General features: G+C 70.7%; 16 protein-coding genes. 9 read left to right on the forward strand and 7 right to left on the reverse strand.

Translation table 11 applies throughout. The features are described from left to right. Positions 1-102 precede the first annotated feature (102 nt). The 4 genes from ACGFJ7_RS38670 to thpR all read left to right on the forward strand — a co-directional run bounded on the left by ACGFJ7_RS38670 (position 103) and on the right by thpR (position 4,925). Positions 103-1,206 carry a citrate synthase 2 gene (locus ACGFJ7_RS38670; RefSeq protein WP_360246415.1) on the forward strand — a complete coding sequence of 368 codons (1,104 nt, stop codon included), beginning with the start codon at positions 103-105 and terminating at the stop codon, positions 1,204-1,206. Continuing rightward, positions 1,206-2,333, forward strand: coding sequence for a phosphoserine transaminase (serC, locus tag ACGFJ7_RS38675; RefSeq protein WP_360246417.1), 1,128 nt, complete (start codon positions 1,206-1,208; stop codon positions 2,331-2,333). Before ACGFJ7_RS38670 ends, serC begins: the two co-directional genes overlap by 1 nt. A 1,021-nt stretch (positions 2,334-3,354) precedes the next feature. Next, complete coding sequence (sepH, locus tag ACGFJ7_RS38680; RefSeq protein ID WP_392646904.1) at positions 3,355-4,446, forward strand: septation protein SepH; 1,092 nt, start codon at positions 3,355-3,357, stop codon at positions 4,444-4,446. After that, positions 4,443-4,925, forward strand: coding sequence for an RNA 2',3'-cyclic phosphodiesterase (thpR, locus tag ACGFJ7_RS38685; RefSeq protein WP_392646942.1), 483 nt, complete (start codon positions 4,443-4,445; stop codon positions 4,923-4,925). Before sepH ends, thpR begins: the two co-directional genes overlap by 4 nt. Here thpR and ACGFJ7_RS38690 read toward each other — a convergent pair. The 4 genes from ACGFJ7_RS38690 to ACGFJ7_RS38705 all read right to left on the reverse strand — a co-directional run bounded on the left by ACGFJ7_RS38690 (position 4,922) and on the right by ACGFJ7_RS38705 (position 8,747). After that, on the reverse strand, positions 4,922-5,371 hold the full coding sequence (locus tag ACGFJ7_RS38690; RefSeq protein WP_360246420.1) for a hypothetical protein: 450 nt from the start codon (positions 5,369-5,371) through the stop codon (positions 4,922-4,924). The genes thpR and ACGFJ7_RS38690 overlap by 4 nt on opposite strands. Positions 5,372-5,442: 71 nt before the next feature. Further along, the gene (locus tag ACGFJ7_RS38695) at positions 5,443-6,753 is read right to left on the reverse strand and encodes an MFS transporter (RefSeq protein ID WP_360246422.1); all 1,311 of its coding nucleotides are present in this window, start codon (positions 6,751-6,753) and stop codon (positions 5,443-5,445) included. A gap of 70 nt (positions 6,754-6,823) precedes the next feature. Further along, complete coding sequence (locus tag ACGFJ7_RS38700) at positions 6,824-7,288, reverse strand: MarR family winged helix-turn-helix transcriptional regulator (protein ID WP_392646944.1); 465 nt, start codon at positions 7,286-7,288, stop codon at positions 6,824-6,826. A gap of 61 nt (positions 7,289-7,349) precedes the next feature. Next, positions 7,350-8,747: an NCS2 family permease gene (locus ACGFJ7_RS38705; protein ID WP_360246423.1), complete on the reverse strand. Its 1,398-nt coding sequence runs from the start codon at positions 8,745-8,747 to the stop codon at positions 7,350-7,352. A gap of 130 nt (positions 8,748-8,877) precedes the next feature. Between ACGFJ7_RS38705 and ACGFJ7_RS38710 the strand changes: the two genes are divergently transcribed. Further along, the gene (locus tag ACGFJ7_RS38710; protein WP_360246425.1) at positions 8,878-9,126 is read left to right on the forward strand and encodes a DUF2530 domain-containing protein; all 249 of its coding nucleotides are present in this window, start codon (positions 8,878-8,880) and stop codon (positions 9,124-9,126) included. On the opposite strand, the gene ACGFJ7_RS38715 is transcribed toward ACGFJ7_RS38710, so the two are convergent. Next, positions 9,123-9,944: a DUF3027 domain-containing protein gene (locus ACGFJ7_RS38715; protein ID WP_360246427.1), complete on the reverse strand. Its 822-nt coding sequence runs from the start codon at positions 9,942-9,944 to the stop codon at positions 9,123-9,125. The genes ACGFJ7_RS38710 and ACGFJ7_RS38715 overlap by 4 nt on opposite strands. A 104-nt stretch (positions 9,945-10,048) precedes the next feature. Here ACGFJ7_RS38715 and ACGFJ7_RS38720 point away from each other — a divergent pair, with 104 nt between their 5' ends. Beyond that, complete coding sequence (locus tag ACGFJ7_RS38720; RefSeq protein WP_392646907.1) at positions 10,049-11,887, forward strand: MFS transporter; 1,839 nt, start codon at positions 10,049-10,051, stop codon at positions 11,885-11,887. 1 nt (position 11,888) lies between these two features. Here the strand turns inward: ACGFJ7_RS38720 and ACGFJ7_RS38725 are convergent, their stop codons facing one another. Then, positions 11,889-13,997: a 2Fe-2S iron-sulfur cluster-binding protein gene (locus ACGFJ7_RS38725; protein WP_392646909.1), complete on the reverse strand. Its 2,109-nt coding sequence runs from the start codon at positions 13,995-13,997 to the stop codon at positions 11,889-11,891. A gap of 91 nt (positions 13,998-14,088) precedes the next feature. Between ACGFJ7_RS38725 and ACGFJ7_RS38730 the strand changes: the two genes are divergently transcribed. The 3 genes from ACGFJ7_RS38730 to ACGFJ7_RS38740 all read left to right on the forward strand — a co-directional run bounded on the left by ACGFJ7_RS38730 (position 14,089) and on the right by ACGFJ7_RS38740 (position 16,291). Then, positions 14,089-14,709 (forward strand): TetR/AcrR family transcriptional regulator, encoded by a 621-nt coding sequence (locus ACGFJ7_RS38730; RefSeq protein WP_360246433.1) that lies wholly within the window; start codon positions 14,089-14,091, stop codon positions 14,707-14,709. Next, entirely contained in the window at positions 14,706-15,344 is a 639-nt protein-coding gene (locus ACGFJ7_RS38735) for a futalosine hydrolase (protein ID WP_360246435.1), read from the forward strand. The genes ACGFJ7_RS38730 and ACGFJ7_RS38735 overlap by 4 nt, the downstream gene beginning before the upstream one ends. 137 nt (positions 15,345-15,481) lie before the next feature. Next, the gene (locus tag ACGFJ7_RS38740) at positions 15,482-16,291 is read left to right on the forward strand and encodes a 1,4-dihydroxy-6-naphthoate synthase (protein WP_360246437.1); all 810 of its coding nucleotides are present in this window, start codon (positions 15,482-15,484) and stop codon (positions 16,289-16,291) included. A gap of 31 nt (positions 16,292-16,322) precedes the next feature. On the opposite strand, the gene ACGFJ7_RS38745 is transcribed toward ACGFJ7_RS38740, so the two are convergent. After that, positions 16,323-16,709, reverse strand: coding sequence for a cold shock domain-containing protein (locus ACGFJ7_RS38745; protein ID WP_360246439.1), 387 nt, complete (start codon positions 16,707-16,709; stop codon positions 16,323-16,325). Between the last annotated feature and the right edge of the window lie 43 nt (positions 16,710-16,752).

The raw sequence follows: 16,752 nt of genomic DNA on the forward strand, positions 1-16,752 counted from the left end.
AGTCCCCTCGCCCGCCACGTCAGGTCGGTGAGGATGGGTGTCGCACAGAGCACATACCGAGCGCATCATGCGGTGTCGACCTGCCGTTACCCAGCGAGCAAGATGAAACACCTACAGCATTCGCCCCCAGGGAGAGTCGTGGCTTTCGAGACCGAGATCGCCGAGCCGGATCGGGACGGTAGCGCGCTGCGGTACCGCGGCGTCGACATCGAGGACCTGATCGGCCAGGTCTCCTTCGGTGACGTCTGGGGGCTGCTGGTCGACGGCCGGTTCGGGCCCGGCCTGCCGCCCGCCGAGCCGTTCCCGGTGCCGGTGCACTCGGGCGACATCCGCGTCGACGTGCAGTCCGCGGTGGCCATGCTGGCGCCGTACTGGGGCCTGAGCCAGCTGCTCGACATCGACGACGATCAGGCCCGCCGCGACCTGGCCCGGGTGTCGGTGACCGCGCTGTCGTTCGTCGCGCAGGCCGCGCGCGGGCTCGGCCTGCCCGCCGTACCGCAGAAAGACATCGACAAGGCCGGCACGATCGTCGAGCGCTTCATGCGGCGCTGGCGCGGCGAACCCGACCCCAAGCACGTCAAGGCGGTCGACGCGTACTTCATCTCCGCCGCCGAACACGGCCTGAGCTCCTCCACCTTCACCACCCGGGTGGTCGCCTCGACCGGCGCCGACGTGGCCGCCTGCATCTCGTCCGGCATCGGCGCGCTCTCCGGCCCCCTCGACGGCGGCGCACCGGCCCGCGTGCTGCACATGCTCGAGGAGGTCGAACGGACCGGCGACGCCGAGGCGTACGTGAAAGGTGTCCTCGATCGTGGCGAGCGCCTGATGGGCTTCGGCCACCGGGTCTACCGCGCCGAGGACCCCCGGGCCCGCGTCCTCAAACGCACGGCCCGCGAGCTGGGCGCGCCACGCTACGAGGTGGCCATCGCGCTCGAACAGGCCGCCCTGGCCGAGTTGCAGGCCCGCAAGCCGGACCGGCCCCTGCCGACGAACGTCGAATTCTGGTCGGCCGTGATCCTCGACTTCGCCGAGGTACCCGGCCACATGTTCAGCTCCATGTTCACCTGCGCCCGGGTCGCCGGTTGGAGCGCGCACATCCTCGAACAGAAACGCCTCGGCCGCGTCGTGAGCCCGCACGCTCACTATGTGGGACCGCAGGTCCGCAAGCCGCAGCAGGTCGAAGGCTGGGACAAGCTCCGCGCATAATGCTCTGCGTGACTGACATCCGGATTCCTGACGAGATCAAGCCGGTCGACGGGCGCTTCGGCTCCGGGCCGAGCAAGGTGCGCCCCGAGGGCGTCGAGTCGCTGTCCGCGGTGTCCCGCACGTTCCTCGGCACGTCCCACCGGCAGAAGACCGTCAAGGACCAGGTGGCCCGCCTGCGGCGCGGCCTCGCCGAGTTCTTCTCGATCCCCGACGGGTACGAGGTGATCATCGCCAACGGCGGCACCAGCGCGTTCTGGGAGGTCGCGACGTTCGGCCTGATCCGCGACCGGGCCCAGTTCGCCGAATTCGGCGAGTTCGGCGCGAAGTTCGCGAAGGCCGTCAGCGACGCCCCCTTCCTGAGCACCCCGACGATCCACAAGGCCCCCGGCGGCCAGGCGGCCTACCTGACAGCCGAATCGGGCGTCGACACGTACGCCTCAGTCCAGAACGAGACCTCGACCGGCGTGGCCGTACCCGTCCGCCGCGTCCCCGGCGCCGACGAGGGCGCCCTGCACCTCACCGACGCCACCTCGGGCGGCGGCAGCCTCGACGTCGACCTGCGCGAAACCGACGTCTACTACCTGGCCCCCCAGAAAGCCCTCGGCTCCGACGGCGGCCTGTGGATGGCCCTGATGTCACCGGCCGCCCTCGAACGAGCCTTCGAGATCAAGGCGACGGGCCGCTACATCCCGCAGTTCCTCGACCTGGTGACCGCCATCGAACAGTCCCGCCTCGAGCAGACGTACAACACGCCGGCCCTGGCCACGGTCTACCTGGCCGCCGAACAGCTCGACTGGATGAACGCACAGGGCGGCCTGGCCTGGGCGGTCAAGCGCAGCGCGGAGAGCGCGGCCGCCATCTACGGCTGGGCCGACAAGTCCACGTACGCCACACCGTTCGTGACCGACCCGGCGCTGCGCTCAGCGGCCGTAGCCACGATCGACTTCACCGAGGACATCGACGCCGCCCACCTGGCCAAGATCCTGCGCGCCAACGGCATCGTCGACACCGAGCCCTACCGCAAGCTGGGCCGCAACCAGCTGCGGGTGGCCCTCTACCCCACCGTCGAGCCTTCCGACGTAACCGCCCTGACCACCTCAATCGACTACGTCGTCGAGCGCCTCTGACCCGCCCCCACCCCACACAGCCCGCCCTCCCAAGGGGGACCCCCACCACGAGAGCCACTTTCGCGGATCCCACCAAGATCGTGTCCCCATCCTGTGGACAAAACACGAGTGTGGATAACCGCACGCATCCCTCGAAGACGCGCTAACGAACCGACAGCCGAACTGCGAACAACGGCCCCGCAAGCGCAAGCCCCGCAAGCGCAAGCCCCGCGAGCGGAGACGCTAAAGGCAAGCGCTGCGAACCAGTGACGTCGCAAAGCGAGGGATGGCGCGATCGGACGTGCCGCAAACCGGGCGGTGCTGGAAGTGAGCCGGAGCCAGAGCCAGAGCCGGCACGAAACGACGGGCGCCGCCAGCGGAAGTGCCGCAGCCGGGCGATGCCGAAGGCAGGCGCCGCGAACCAGGGCCGGCCCGAAACGAGAGACCCGCGAACGGAAGTGCCGCAAGGCCGGCGGTGCTGGAAGCAAGCGCTGCGGACGAGACGACACGAGCGGGTTCGGCGCCGGAAGCAAGCGCTGCGAACGAGAGGCGCCGAGAGCCAGAGGCGCCGAGAGCCAGAGGCGCCGAGAGCCAGAGGCGCCGAGAGCCAGAGGCGCCGAGAGCCAGAGGCGCCGAGAGCGAGAGACGCGCGAGGGGCAGTACCGCAGCCGAGAGCGCTACCAGCAAGGGACGCCGCACGGGGAAGTACCGCAAGCCGGGACAGTGCTGGAAGTAAGTGCCGCCGGCGAGGGACGCCGCGAGCTGCCGGGCCGTGGCCCGGGTTGGCCATGCAACAACGCGAGAGCCGCGCCGCGGCCTTGAGTTGCAGCGCGCCGCGCTGTGGGGCACGGTGGAGTGCCAGTGCTTTTGGTCACTCGGCGACGCGTACCTCTGCGGGTTTTTCATGATCATTGCAGCTCAGCGAAGTTGCCCGGCGTGGCTTACCCCCATCGGGTGACCGGGGAGCGTACCGTGTTCCGAAACGCGCCCGGGTGGCTGAGTCTCGGGAGCACGGGCCAACGCGACGGGACGGAGGCAACGCATGCGGCCGGTACGCTTCGTCGCCCTCTCCGAGGACGGTCAGGCCATGGTGCTCGCCGACGAGGTCGGCCGGCTCCTGGCTCTTCCCATCGACGACCGGGTCCACGGTGCGCTCACCCACGAGGGCCACGCCGCCCCCGCGGGCACGGCCGTGGCCGTCATGACGCCCGAGGCGCAGCAGGCCTCGCTCTCGCCTCGTGACATTCAGGCCCGCATCCGGCAGGGCGAGTCCGCCGAGGATGTCGCGCGTATCGCCGGCGTTCCGGTCGACCGTGTTCTGCGGTATGCCGGTCCGGTGCTCCAGGAGCGCGCCATGCTGGCGCAGCACGCGCGCCGTACCCGGTTGAAGACGTCGGATTCCGGTGCCCCGCTGGCCGAGGTGGTCGACAGCCGCCTGGCCCAGCACGGCATCGACACCGAGAAGATCTCCTGGGACGCGTTCCGGCGTGAGGACGGCACGTGGCGCATCGTCGCCACCTGGCCGTCCGGCAAGGCCACGGCGCAGGCCATCTGGGACCTCGACAAGGGCCGCCAGGTTGTCTCGCCCCACGACGACATGGCGCAGTACCTGTGCGCCGAGCGCCCCACCCAGATTCTCGGCCAGGAGCCCGCGCCCGAGCGGGCTTTCACCGAGCGCGGCGGTCACGGCCTGCCCGGTCCGTCGCGGTCGGCCGAGCCCACCCGCGGCGGGCACGGCCTGCCCGCGGCCGAGACGCCCAGCCAGCGCCCCGCCCGTGACCCGATCCGGGCCGGCCGTGACGCCCTGCTCGCCTCGCTCGACCGTCCGCTGGGCCAGACGCCCGGACGCAGCCTCGACAGTGGGCCGTCCGAGCAGCGCCGGCCGGTCGCCGGTGGTGCCGCCGCCCTGCTCGGTGGGGGTTCCGGCTCGGCCTTCGACGAGGACTCCGACCTGCCCAAGGAGGTGCCGGCCGTTCCGTCGCTGGCGGTTCTGCGCCCGCGGCGCACGGTCGGCCAGCAGAGCGGTGGTCAGCAGGCCTCCTCCGAGACCGACGAGGCCAAGCCGCGTAAGCGCCTCCCCAGCTGGGACGATGTGCTCTTCGGCGGCGGCCCCGCGGCCCGTGAGTCGTCCTGAACCGTCTTTTCGTAGCGGTTTTCCCTCCGCCCGGCGAGCTGCACGCCCTTCAGCGCGCGCTGCCGGCCGGCGGGCGGGTCTCCCCGACCGCGAAATGGCATGTCACCCTGGCCTTCCTGGGTGACGTCCCCTCCCCGGAGCCGGTCGCCGCGGTTCTGGCCGCCGTGCGTTCTCCCGGCCCGTTCACGCTGCGCCTGGCCGGCAGCGGCCGGTTCGGCGCCGCCGAGTGGCTGGGTGTCGACGGCGACCGGGACAAGCTGACCACGTTGCACACACGGATCCGGGAAGATTTGGCCACGGCCGGGTACGCCCTCCAGGACCGGGCCTTCCATCCGCATCTGACCGTCTCGTACCACGCCGACAGCGCCCTGCGGAAAGCCCTGGGCGACTACGTGGGCGAGCCGTGGCCGGTGACCGAGTTCTCGCTGGTCCTGAGCCACAACGGCCAGTACGTCAAGATCGGCTCCTGGCCGCTCTAACGGAGCTCCAAGCCGGCCGCCTCGAGCTCGCACTCGACGCGGACCCGCTCCAGCTCACGGTCCATGCCGGCCAGGGGGCGCAGGTTTTCCGGCACGCCCAGGCATTCGCAGGCCATGCAGAGCCTTTCGTCGTACGCCGACAGCACCGCCGCCGTCCATTTCCGGGAGCCCAGGGACAGGCCTCCCCGCTGTTCGCGATGGAGCCGGCGCAGGTCGAAGGCGAGCTGTTCGATCGGCGCCGGGCCACGCCGGGCCAGCGCCGCGACGGGGTCGTTGCGCTGAAGATGCCGGTCGAGACGGTGCAGCTCACGGCTCTCCGGGGAGTGCCGGGCCGCGTCTCGCCGCCGGCGGGCCTCGTCGTGCCGGATCGCTGTCGCCACCGCGTACGGGACGGAGATCAGAACGACGAGGGCCGCCGTGAGCACAGCAATGTGCACGAGGGCCACCAGAAGACGCTAAATCGGCGGCCCCCCGAACTGGAATACCCGTTCGGCGGACTTGGCCTGCCAAATACCCGTCAGGCGGCCCGGGCGAGCGCCGGCTCCGCGCCGTCGGCGGTGGACGGCGGCACCAGGGTGAGGCGCGGCCGGGGCCGCAGCGTCATCTCGAGCCGTTCCCCGCTGCTGCGCAGCTGCCACACCAGGGCGAACGCCGAGGCCACGAAGCAGACGATGCCGGCCACCCAGATGCTCGACGCCACCCCGTACTTCTCGCCCCACCAGCCGGCCAGGGAGGCGCCGATCGGCGTCGTACCCAGGAAGACCAGCACGTAGAGCGCCATGACCCGGCCCCGGAACTTGGGGTCGACGCCCATCTGGACCCGGTGGTTGGCCGCCTGGGCCAGGAAAATCGAGAAGAAGCCGGTCGGGAAGAGCACGATCATGGCGACCACGAAGTTGGGTGTGAAGCCGACCGCGAACTCGAGCACGCTGAAGATCAGCGCCGCGCCGATGACCAGGTAGACGCTGGGCCGCTTGCGGCGGGCGCTGCCGGCCAGGGCGCCGCAGAGCGCGCCGGCCGCGAGGGCCGTGGTGAGCAGCCCGAAGGAGGACGCTCCGGCGTGGAAATTGATTTTCGCGAGGGCCGCGAGGGTCACCGGGAAGTTGAAGCCGATCATGCCGATGACGGCCATCAGGCAGATCGGGACCATGAGATCGGGCCTGCGGTACGCGTACTTCAAGCCGTCCAGGATGCGGGTGTCCTTCTTGCCGGACGGGGCGGATCGCAGCAGCTCCTGCGGGCGCATCGCGGTGTAGCTGAACACCGGCGCGATGGACAGCGCGGTCGCGATGAGGAAGACCGGCCCGGTGTCGAAGACCGCCAGGGCCACGCCGGCCAGCGCCGGGCCGCCGACCCGGGCCGTGTTGAAGGTGGCCGCCGAGAGCGCCAGCGCGTTCGGCAGCAGCGGCATCTCGACCAGCTCGGAGACGAACGACTGCCGTACCGGCGTCTCGATGGAGTTCGCGATGCCGAAGAGCCCGGCGAACAGGAACACGTGCCAGAGCACGACGTGCCCGGAGGCGACCAGGATCGCGAAGACGATGGCGGTGGCCGCGAAGACGGCGTTGGCCGCGACCAGCAGCTTGCGCTTGTCGTAGCGGTCGGCGAGTTTGCCGCCCCACAGTGTCAGCAGCAGGACGGGCAGGAATTGCAGGGCGGTCACGGCCCCGAGCGCGCCCGGCGAATTGTTCGACAGGTCCAGCACGAGCCAGTCCTGGGCGGTGAACATCATCCACACGCCGACGAGCTTGACCAGCTGGCCGGCCGTGAACAGCCGGTAGTTGCGAACCTTCAGCGAGCTGAAGGTGGTGTTGAGCACTGACCGCACTGGGTGGTGCCTCCTGTTCGGTCGTACGCGTCATCGTCACGTGACGAAGCGCCGCGCCGAAGGAGGACCGTCAGGCCCGCGAGACCTTCTGCAGGACCTCGGTGGCCCGGGCCAGGATCTCCCGTTCGCCGGGGGTCAGCTCGGCCAGCTGGTTGGCCAGCCATTCGTTGCGAGCCTTCTCGAACTGGGCGTACACCGCCCGGCCCTCCTCCGTGGCCGCCAGGATGACCTGGCGGCCGTCGGTCGGATGCGGCGAGCGCACGACGAGCCCGCGCTCCTCCAGCTTGCCGACGATCTTGGTCATCGTCGGCGGCTGGACCCGCTCGACATCGGCGAGCTCACGAGGAGTCAGCGCGCCGGCCAACTGAAGGCTGGTCAGCGCGGACAGCTGACTGAACGTCAGATCGCCGATCGGGCGGGCTTGCCGGACGCGCCGGTTCAGCCGCTGAATCGCCTCACGCAGCGTCCTGGCCAGCTCCTCAGCTGTGCCCTGCTCGGCTTCTTGACCGCGCTCAGCCGCCACCGGCCACTCCATCACGATTCTTAGCTTAGCTAATGAGCTTGGCTAACGACATTGATTTCGCGTGTAACCGCCGTTACAGGATCCAGCTCTCCAGCGGGCCCCTCAAGAAGTACAGGACGAACAGGGCCGCGACGCCGTACAGGATCGGGTGGATCTCGCGGGCCCGGCCCGTGGCGATCTTGAGGACGGCGTACGAGATGACGCCCGCCCCGATGCCGTTGGAGATCGAGTAGGTGAACGGCATGAACGTGATCGTCAGGAAGGCCGGGATCGCGATCGTGTAGTCGGTCCAGTCGATCTGCCGGATCGACAGGATCATCAGGAAGCCGACCACCACCAGCGCGGTCGACGCCGCCTCGAACGGCACCACCGAGACCAGCGGCGACAGGAACATCGCCAGCAGGAACAGCACGCCGGTGACCAGGTTGGCGGCGCCGGTGCGGGCGCCCTCGCCGACGCCGGCCGCGCTTTCGATGTACGAGGTGTTGCTGGACACGCTGGCCGCGCCACCGGCGGCCGCCGCGACCGAGTCGACGAGCAGGATCTCTCGCGTCCGGGGCGGGTTGCCGTCCTCGTCGAGCAGGTCACCCTCCTGGCCGACCGCGACCATGGTGCCCATCGTGTCGAAGAAGTCGGTGATCAGCAGGCTGAAGATGAACATGATGACGACCAGCCAGCCGGCCCGCGACCAGGAGTCGAGAACGTTGAAGTGGCCGATCAGCGAGAAGTCGGGCGAGCTGACGATCTTCTCCGGCAGCTTCGGCACGTTCAGCGACCACGTCTTCGGGTGGGCGATCGCCTCGACGACGATCGCCAGCACGGTGCTGCCGAGGATGCCGATCAGGATCGCCCCGCGCACCTTGCGCACGAAGAGGATCAGCGTGAAGAGCAGGCCGATGACGAAGACGAAGGTGGGCCAGCCGGCCGGCTTGCCGCCGATGCCGAGCTCCACCGGCACCGTCGAGTTCGCCGCGTCCGGCACCCGGCGCACGAAGCCCGCGTCGACCAGGCCGACGATCATCAGGAACAGGCCGATGCCGACGCCGATCGCGGTTTTGAGCTGCGTCGGCACGGCCCGGAAGACCAGCGTGCGCAGGCCGGTGAGCACCAGGATGGCGATCAGCACGCCCTCGATGACGACCAGGCCCATGGCGTCGGCCCAGGTCATCTCCGGGGCGATCTCGTACGCCACGAGCGCGTTGACGCCGAGGCCGGCGGCCAGCGCCAGCGGGAACCGGGCGACCACACCCATCAGGATCGTCATGACGCCGGCGACCAGGGCCGTTCCGGCGGCCAGGGCCGCGATCGGCAGCGTCTTGTTGTCGCCGTCGACACCGCCGCCGAGAATCAGCGGGTTCAGGACCACGATGTAGGCCATCGTGAAGAAGGTGGCCAGGCCACCGCGGATCTCGCGCCCCAGCGTCGAACCCCGGGCCGAGATCTCGAAGAAGCGGTCGAACGCGGTCAGCATGCGCAACCTTCCCGATCATCGAAGACGTCGGGGGTCATGCTCTCAGCAACAATGACCTGCGCAAAAACGAAACGATGTCGGCCCGGTCACAAGACCCCACCGGTGATCTCCGCGCACCTATCCTGGCGAGGTGACTGAACGCAAGCCCCCGGTCGAGCCACTGGACCCACCCATGGTCCCCTTCGCGCTCGCCGGCCTGGCCGGTTTCGCCATCGCCGCCCTGATCGTGTGGCTGGCCGACGGCCCGGACAGGTGGCTGGAGATCTGCGTCGCGGGGTTCCTGGTCGGCATCCCGGGCCTGATCACGATGATCGTGCACGACCGGCACCGCAAGCGGCGCCGGTCGATCACCAACGCCGAGTTCCGCGTCATTTCCTAGCTGTGGCCGAGCTCCTCGGCGGGCTCGGTGTCCTCGACCGAGCCGTGACCGCGGCTCACCGCCACCGACTCGACCTCGCTGTCGTCGTACACCGTGGGCAGTTCCTCGACCGGCTGCTCCGCCGTGCCCAGCAGGGCCTCGGAGTGGGCGCCGCAGCCGTGGTCGGAGCTCACCGCGCGGCCGTCGTCGGGCGCGTAGAGGTTGCCGCAGACGCCGAACATGGACCGCAGCGACCCGGCCAGCGGCAGGTAGAAGCCGCAGGTGCCGCAGCGGGCGTTGCGCGGCGCGGCGACCGAGATCGGCGCCTCCGGGCCGGACTCACCGTCATACCACCGCTGGGCCGTCTCGATCCGCCCCTCGCGGGACATCACCCGGGACCGGCCGAGGCCGAGCTCCCAGCTGACCTCCTCGACCGCGGGGTCGTCGCTGAGCACGTAACCCTGGGCGAGCCGCTCGTCGTCGGGCGCGGTCGGCATGAGATCGCCGACACCGAGGTCACCCGGCTGCACCCGCTCGTTCCAGGGCACCCAGCCCGGGGCGAGCAGCGCGTCGGGGCCGGGCAGCAGCACGGTCTCGCAGACCGTGACATGCCGGCTGCGCGGCACGCGGGTCACCGTGACGGCCCAGCGCCAGCCGCGGTAGCCCGCCAGGTGGCTCTCGAAGAAATGGGTCACCACGCGGTCGCCCTCGGCGATCGCTTCCAGGTGGTCCCCGACATCCTCGGGATCCACCTCGGTGATTGCCCCGCGCGCGACACCGACCGCATCGGCGCAAACTTGGTCGAGTCGGGCGGCGCGTGTGGTGGTCCGAGTCGTCACCTATCCATTGTCCCCTACCGGGGCGGCTGATCCGCAACGACTCCCCCGGATTCCGCGCACCCGGAACGGGACAGCACTGGCCTCGATCAGTCAGGATGGAACCCATGCCTGTGCTTCCCTCCCTCGGGCGCACCGTCGGCTCCGGCATCAAGGCCGCCCGCCTGCTGGTGCGCGGCTCCGTGCGCGGCGGGGCGTGGGCGACCCGCCGGGTCGGCACGGCGCGGGCCAAGGGCGCGGCCAACGAGGTCGGCATGATCCGCCTCTTCGACCTGCACGCGATCTCCTGCGCCGGCGACACCCTGATCGCGATCGGCCTGGCCGGCACGATCTTCTTCAACGTCCCGCTCGGCGAGGCGCGCAGCAAGGTCGCCCTTTACCTGCTGATCACGATGGTTCCGTTCGCCCTACTGGCGCCCGTGGTCGGCCCGCTGCTCGACCATTTCCGGCACGGTCGCCGCTACGCGCTCGCGGTCACCATGCTGGGCCGCGCCTTCCTGGCCTACGTGATCTCCGATCACCTCTTCGGCTGGGGCCTCTATCCGGCGGCCTTCGGGGTGCTCGCGCTTTCCCGGGCGTACGGCGTGGCCCGCTCGGCCGCCGTACCCAGGCTCCTGCCCGAGGGCGTCGGACTGTCACAGGTGGGCGCCCGGGCCAGCGTCTACGGCACGTTCGCCGGGGCCGTGGTGGCCCCGCTCGGCCTGCTCGCCTTCAAGATCGGCCCACAGTGGCCGCTGCGCGTGGCCGCCATCCTGTTCATCGTCGGCATGGTCATCTCCCTGCGCCTGCCACCCCGCGCCGACTCCGAGCCACCCGAGGCCGTCCCGCGTCCCTGGCGGGCGATGCTGCGCCTGGGCCGCGGCGAAGACCGCCCGCTCGCCGGCCGACTGGTGATCTCCACCCTGATCGGCAGCGCCAGCCTGCGCCTGCTGTACGGCTTCACCCTGCTCTTCCTGGCCTTCGTGATCATGGCCAACGACCTGGACACGACCGTCCTGGGCAACGACATCGGCAACAAGGGCGCGGTCGGCGTGATCGGCGGCGCCCTGGCCGTCGGCACGTTCCTGTCCACGGCCGTCGGCACCCGCCTGCGCATCCGCCGACCGCTGGCCCTCCAGTCGGCCGGCCTGATGGTCACCGCCGGCGCCGGCGTCCTGGCCACGGTCTTCTACAGCTTGGCCACGGTCACCCTGCTGGCCCTGACCGTGGCCGTCTTCAGCGGCATAGCCAAGCTGGCCGTCGACGCGACCATCCAGGAGCGCGTCCCGGAACGCCTGCGCGCGAGCGCCTTCTCCCACTCCGAGACGGTCCTGATGATCGCCTGGGTCCTGGGCGGCGGCATCGGTCTGATCCCCCTGCCCGGCCGCGTCGGCGTCGCCCTCGCCGCCCTCCTGGCGGTCGCCGCGGCCGCCCGGGCCGGCTTCGTGGCGGCCCGCCTCCACAACGAACGCCTGAGCGGCCGAGCCGGCGACCCCGACCTGGATCCCGTCGCCGCGTCCGCGGGCCCCGGCGCAGCCACCACCGGCCCGGGTGCACCGCGGTCGGCCACCGCCGGCCCCGCGGCCCGGAGCTCAGCCGGTGCCGGCTCCGGGCGCTCCTCCGAGCCCACCGACCCGTGGCCGGACGCTCCCACCATCCCCGAGCACACCCGGCCGAACTCTCCGGCGGCCCCGCGAGGCCACCAGGCCGACCCGCCCACCCGCGTCGACCCCCTCACCAAGATCGATCCTCTTACCAAGATCGACCCGGACGCCGGCAGGAAGCGCTGGTTCGGCCGCGGCAAGGACAAGCCCGCAACGCCTCCGTCCCCGCCGCCCGCACCCAGCTCCGAGCCGCCGGCGCCGCAGCCCGCGGCCGCCCCGCCGGGCTTCCACGTCTACCGCCCGTCCTCGGCCGACCACCCCACCAACGGCTCGGCCGCACCCGACGACTTCGACGACCGCTGAGTCAGGGCTCGGCGATGTCGAGGGTGACCTTCGACAGCGGGAAGCCGACACACGTCAGCACATAGCCGTCGGCCTTCTGCGCCGCCGTGAGGCAGTTCGGCTCGTTCTGCGCGATCTCGCCGCCGCGCACCCGCACCATGCAGTCCCCGCAGTTGCCGACCGTGCACGAGTAGGGCATCGGCAGGCCGCCCGCGAGTCCCGCGTCGAGCAGACTGCGGCCGGGCTCGACGATCACCGCGCCGACCGGCCGGCCGTCCCGCTCGACGGTCATCTCCTGCGGCTCGGTCGTCGCGATGGTGGTCTCCGCCCCGCTCGTGTAGCGCTCGTGGCGCACCTGGGCCGGCGGCACGCCCAACCCGGCCAGGACGTCGCGGACGCTGTCCATCAGCGGTTCCGGTCCACAGACGTAATAGTGGGCGTCCGCGCCCGGGGACAGGCCGGCGACCCAGCGGCGCACGCCGCCCGCGTCCAGCCGTCCTTCCCGCTCGGTCAGCACATGGGTGACCGACAGCCGCTCCGGGCATTCCCGCGTCAGCCGGCTCAGTTCGGCCGCGAAAATGATCTCCTCCGCGCGCCGGCTGCTGTAGAGCAGCGCGATCCGGCCCCGGTCCTCCGGATCGGCCAACCGCGTGCGGATCATGCTCATCATCGGCGTCACGCCGCTGCCCGCCGCGATGAGCACCATCTCCGCCGGCGGCGGTGACTCGCAGTGGAAGGATCCCGACGGCCCGAGCACCCCGAGGTGGTCCCCGGCCCGGAGCCCTGTGTGCACATGGGTGGAGAACCGGCCGCCCTCCACATGCTTGACCGTGATCTCGAGCCGGGACGATCCTGGGGCCGACGAGGCCGAGTAGGCCCGCCGTAGCTGGCCGCCGTCGAGGTCGGCCACGAGCGTGAAGAACTGCCCGGGCCGGAAGTCGAACCGCCCCGGTCGCTCACCGGCGTCCTCCAGCACCACGGTGACGGCGCTGGGCGACTCCCGGCGCACCTCGGCCACGCGTACCGGCCGCAGCGGGCTCTCCGCCCCACCGCCACCGGCCGGGGGCAACGCGGACCGCACCTCCTCGTAGCCCTCCTTGTGCAGCGCGGAGCGGTAGGCCCGGTTCATGACCAGTTGCATCAGCCGGGTCATCCCCGGGATCGCCCGGACCGCCCTCAACAAGAACGTGGGCGCCCCGGCCGAGTTGGCGGCCAAGTGTGCGGCGCCCACCGCCATCAGGTCGGGGGCGGTGGCACGGTCGAGGTGTGTGCCGGGGCTCCACATCCGGGAGCGAGCCACGGCGTCGTTGGCCACCACCTCGGCGTGCTCGACATCGATCACCAGCGCCAGCTGCGGAGGCATGCCCCGCAGGGCCATCGTCGCCAGCAGGGCGGGGTCGTCGGTGATCGCGCCGCGGCCGCGGACGTGCAGCACGCCGCCGCGACCGGGTACGAGCGCGGCGAGCGAGAGCTGGTCGTCGGCGAGCAGGTTGTGCAGCGTGTCGGCGCGTTTGTTGCCCTTGCGGTCCGGGATGACCAGGGTGTGGCCGTCCAGCACGCGGGCCGCAGCCTCCCGGTCTCCTCGAGGGCTCGTGTCGCTGCCACCGGCGGAGTCCCAGGTCGACAGGGCCAAGAACGGCGCCGCGGCCAGGAACTCGGTGACCCCGGGCCGGTACAGGGGCCCGTCCCCGCCGACGGCCGGGGCCGGCTCGGCCGGAACGGCCGGCTGCCACAGGCGGGAGCGCAGAACGGCCTGGGCGCAATGCACGTACGCCTCGTCGACCGCGATCGTGGTTCGCGCGTTGCGCGTGGCCGTCGCCGTGCCGTTGACGCGCAGGATCTCGCCCACGCCGGGCAGGAGGAAGAAGAGCGAAACCGGGCCGCGCGGTTCGCCACGCTCGGGCCGGGCGAATGAGATCCGCGTCGGGGAATGGACGCGGGTGAATCCCGGCATGCCGCCGACGAAGGTCGTCCGGCTCGTGCCGGCCGCGTCCCGATAGCCGAAGGCCGCAACCGGGCAGCGGGCGAGAATCTCCCGGCACCCGTCGTCCAGGGCACTGACCTGTTTGAGCGCGATGATCGGCGCCGGGCGGCCCACGGCCGCTTCGACCTCGTCGACAGCAGTCAACACATGCCTCTTGTTTTCCCAGCTCACAGCACTATTGTGAGCAATAGCTCAGCTCTCTGGCTACTCGCTTTCCGCGCACCGAGGAGGACCATCCGTGCCGTCGGCCGACCGGCGACTTCAGCCACGTCGCACGCCCCGGCAGGTTCGCGCCGAGCTCACCCGCGAGCGCATCCTGGCCGCCGCTGCTCACGTTTTCGCCGAGCACGGCTACGCCGCCGGCACCACCAATCGCATCGCCGAGCGCGCCCGCGTCTCCATCGGCTCGCTGTACCAGTACTTCCCGAACAAGGACGCGATCCTGGCCGCGCTGCTGATCCGGCACATCGACCGCGGCGTGTGGACGCGGGCCGACGAGCTCGACCTGTCCCCCGGCACCCTGGAGGCCGCGGTGCGGGCGCTGGTCCGCGACGCGATCGACAACCACGGCGACGACCCGCAGCTGCTGCGGATCATGATTGAGGAGGCCTCGTTCTCCCAGGAGCTGCTCGACACGATCGACCAGCACGGGAAGCTCCGCGTCGGCCAGGTGCGCGACCTCCTCGCGCGGCATCCCGACGTCCACGTACGCGATCTCGGCACCGCGGCCGAGTTGATCACATTCACGGTCGAGACGAACATCCACAAGCTCATGGCCGCCCCTCGGGCCATCCCGGTCGAGACGGTCGAGAACGAACTGGTCGACATGATCACCCGATATCTGCGAGGCCCCCGTTGACGAAGAAGAGCCGCCTGCTGGTGGTCACCGCCGTGGCCGCCGAGGCCGAAGCCGTACGCGCCGGAGCCGACCCCGATCACGTGGTCGTCGAGCCGGTCGGTGTGGGCCCGGCCGCGGCCGCGGCCGGCACCGCCCGCCTGCTCGCCACCGGCACCTACCGCGCGGTGATCTCGGCCGGGATCGCCGGTGGCTTCCCTGGCCGGGCGCCCGTCGGCGCGACCGTCCTGGGGGTGCGGAGCATCTGCGCCGACCTGGGCGCCGAGTCCCCTGACGGTTTCCTGTCGATCGAAGAGCTCGGCTTCGGCACGAGCCACGTCGCCGCCGACTCCGAGCTCATCAAGGAGTTGTCCACAGCTCTCCCGGACGCGATCACCGGCGACGTCCTCACCCTCAGCACTGTCACCGGCACCTCCGCCACCGCCGACCGCCTCGCCGCCGCTTTCCCCGACGCCGTGGCCGAGGCCATGGAGGGCTTCGGCGTGGCCACCGCGGCTCAGGATCTCACCATCCCCTTCGCCGAGCTGCGCACCATCTCGAACCCGATCGGCCCCCGGGACCGCGCCGCCTGGCGCCTCAAGGAAGCCTTCGCCGCGTTATCCACAGCTTCTGCCGCCTTGTGGACAACCTGTGGATAACGCTGTGGGCAACGATCTGTGACGCTTGCCGCTCGCCCCGCGAACCGCGAGCGTGAGGGACATGTGGCGCTCAGTGTGGGATTGGGAACAGGCGTCGTGCACCGCTGTCCACCGGTCCCCCGTTTAGCGTGGACGTCGTGGCGCTTTCACTCGCGGTTTCGCCGTGTCCCAACGACACGTTCGTCTTTCACGCCCTCGTGCACGGGCTCATCCCGGGCGCACCGGAGGTCAATCTGACCTTCGCCGATGTCGACGTGACCAACACGGCGGCCGAGCGGGGCGAGTTCGACCTGGTCAAGGTCAGTTACGCGGCCCTGCCGTGGCTGCTCGACGACTACGACCTGCTCCTGACCGGCGGCGCGCTCGGCCGCGGCTGCGGTCCGCTGGTTCTCACCAAGAACGGCGACGAGGACCTCACCGGCAAGACCGTGGCCGTCCCCGGCGACCGCACCACCGCGTACCTGCTCTTCCGCCTCTGGGCGGCCGACAAGCAGCCGGCGAAGATCGAGGTGGTTCCGTTCCACCAGATCATGCCGGGGGTGGCCGACGGCACGTACGACGCCGGTCTGGTCATCCACGAGGCCCGCTTCACCTATCAGCGGTACGGCCTGACCTCGATCGTCGACCTCGGCGAGTGGTGGGAGGCCGACACCGGCCTGCCGATTCCGCTGGGCGCGATCCTGGCCAAGAAGGGCACCGTCGACCCGGCCGAGGCGACCGAGTGGATCCGCAACTCGGTGAGCATGGCCTGGGCCGACCCGGACGCGAGCCGCGACTTCATCCTGGCGAACGCGCAGGAGATGGAGCCCGACGTCGTACAGCAGCACATCAATCTCTACGTGAACGAGTTCACGCTGGAGCTGGGCCAAGACGGACTCGCCGCCGCCGACGCCCTGTTGCAGCGTGCGGCGGCGGCGGGTTTGACGCCGGCCGTGAAGCTGAGCTAGCTGGCTTCGCTTCGCTCCGCGGGCAAGCGCCCTAGATCTCGAACTCTTTCGCCACCGCGTGGACCAGTTGCGCGATCTTCTGCGCGGTGCGCTTGTCCGGGTACCGCCCGCGGCTCAGCCCGGGCTGTACCTGCGACTCCAACACCTTGATCATGTCTTCGACCATGCTGTGCAGCTCCTCCGCCGGGCGGCGGCGGAGCTCGGACAGCGACGGCGGCGCGTCGATCAGCTTGACGCCCATCGCCTGCGGACCGCGACGGCTGTCCACCAGGCCGAAGTCGACCCGCTGTCCCGTTTTCAACTCGGCCACATCGGCCGGCAGCGCGCCCTTGGGCAGGAACACGTCGCCGCCCTCATCGCTGGTGACGAAGCCGAATCCCTTCGCCGCGTCGTACCACTTCACTCGACCCGTGGGCACCGCTGACCTCAACTTCACTCAATGGAAACAACCGCTCGACGCA

It is taken from the genome of Actinoplanes sp. NPDC048988, assembly GCF_043197815.1.
Classification (GTDB): Bacteria; Actinomycetota; Actinomycetes; order Mycobacteriales; family Micromonosporaceae; genus Actinoplanes.

Coding starts and splice junctions, on each gene's coding strand:
- ACGFJ7_RS38670 (WP_360246415.1), top strand. CDS start 103: ATGAAACACCTACAGCATTCGCCCCCAGGGAGAGTCGTGGCTTTCGAG.
- serC (WP_360246417.1), top strand. CDS start 1,206: ATGCTCTGCGTGACTGACATCCGGATTCCTGACGAGATCAAGCCGGTC.
- sepH (WP_392646904.1), top strand. CDS start 3,355: ATGCGGCCGGTACGCTTCGTCGCCCTCTCCGAGGACGGTCAGGCCATG.
- ACGFJ7_RS38700 (WP_392646944.1), bottom strand. CDS start 7,288: ATGGAGTGGCCGGTGGCGGCTGAGCGCGGTCAAGAAGCCGAGCAGGGC.
- ACGFJ7_RS38705 (WP_360246423.1), bottom strand. CDS start 8,747: ATGCTGACCGCGTTCGACCGCTTCTTCGAGATCTCGGCCCGGGGTTCG.
- ACGFJ7_RS38720 (WP_392646907.1), top strand. CDS start 10,049: ATGCCTGTGCTTCCCTCCCTCGGGCGCACCGTCGGCTCCGGCATCAAG.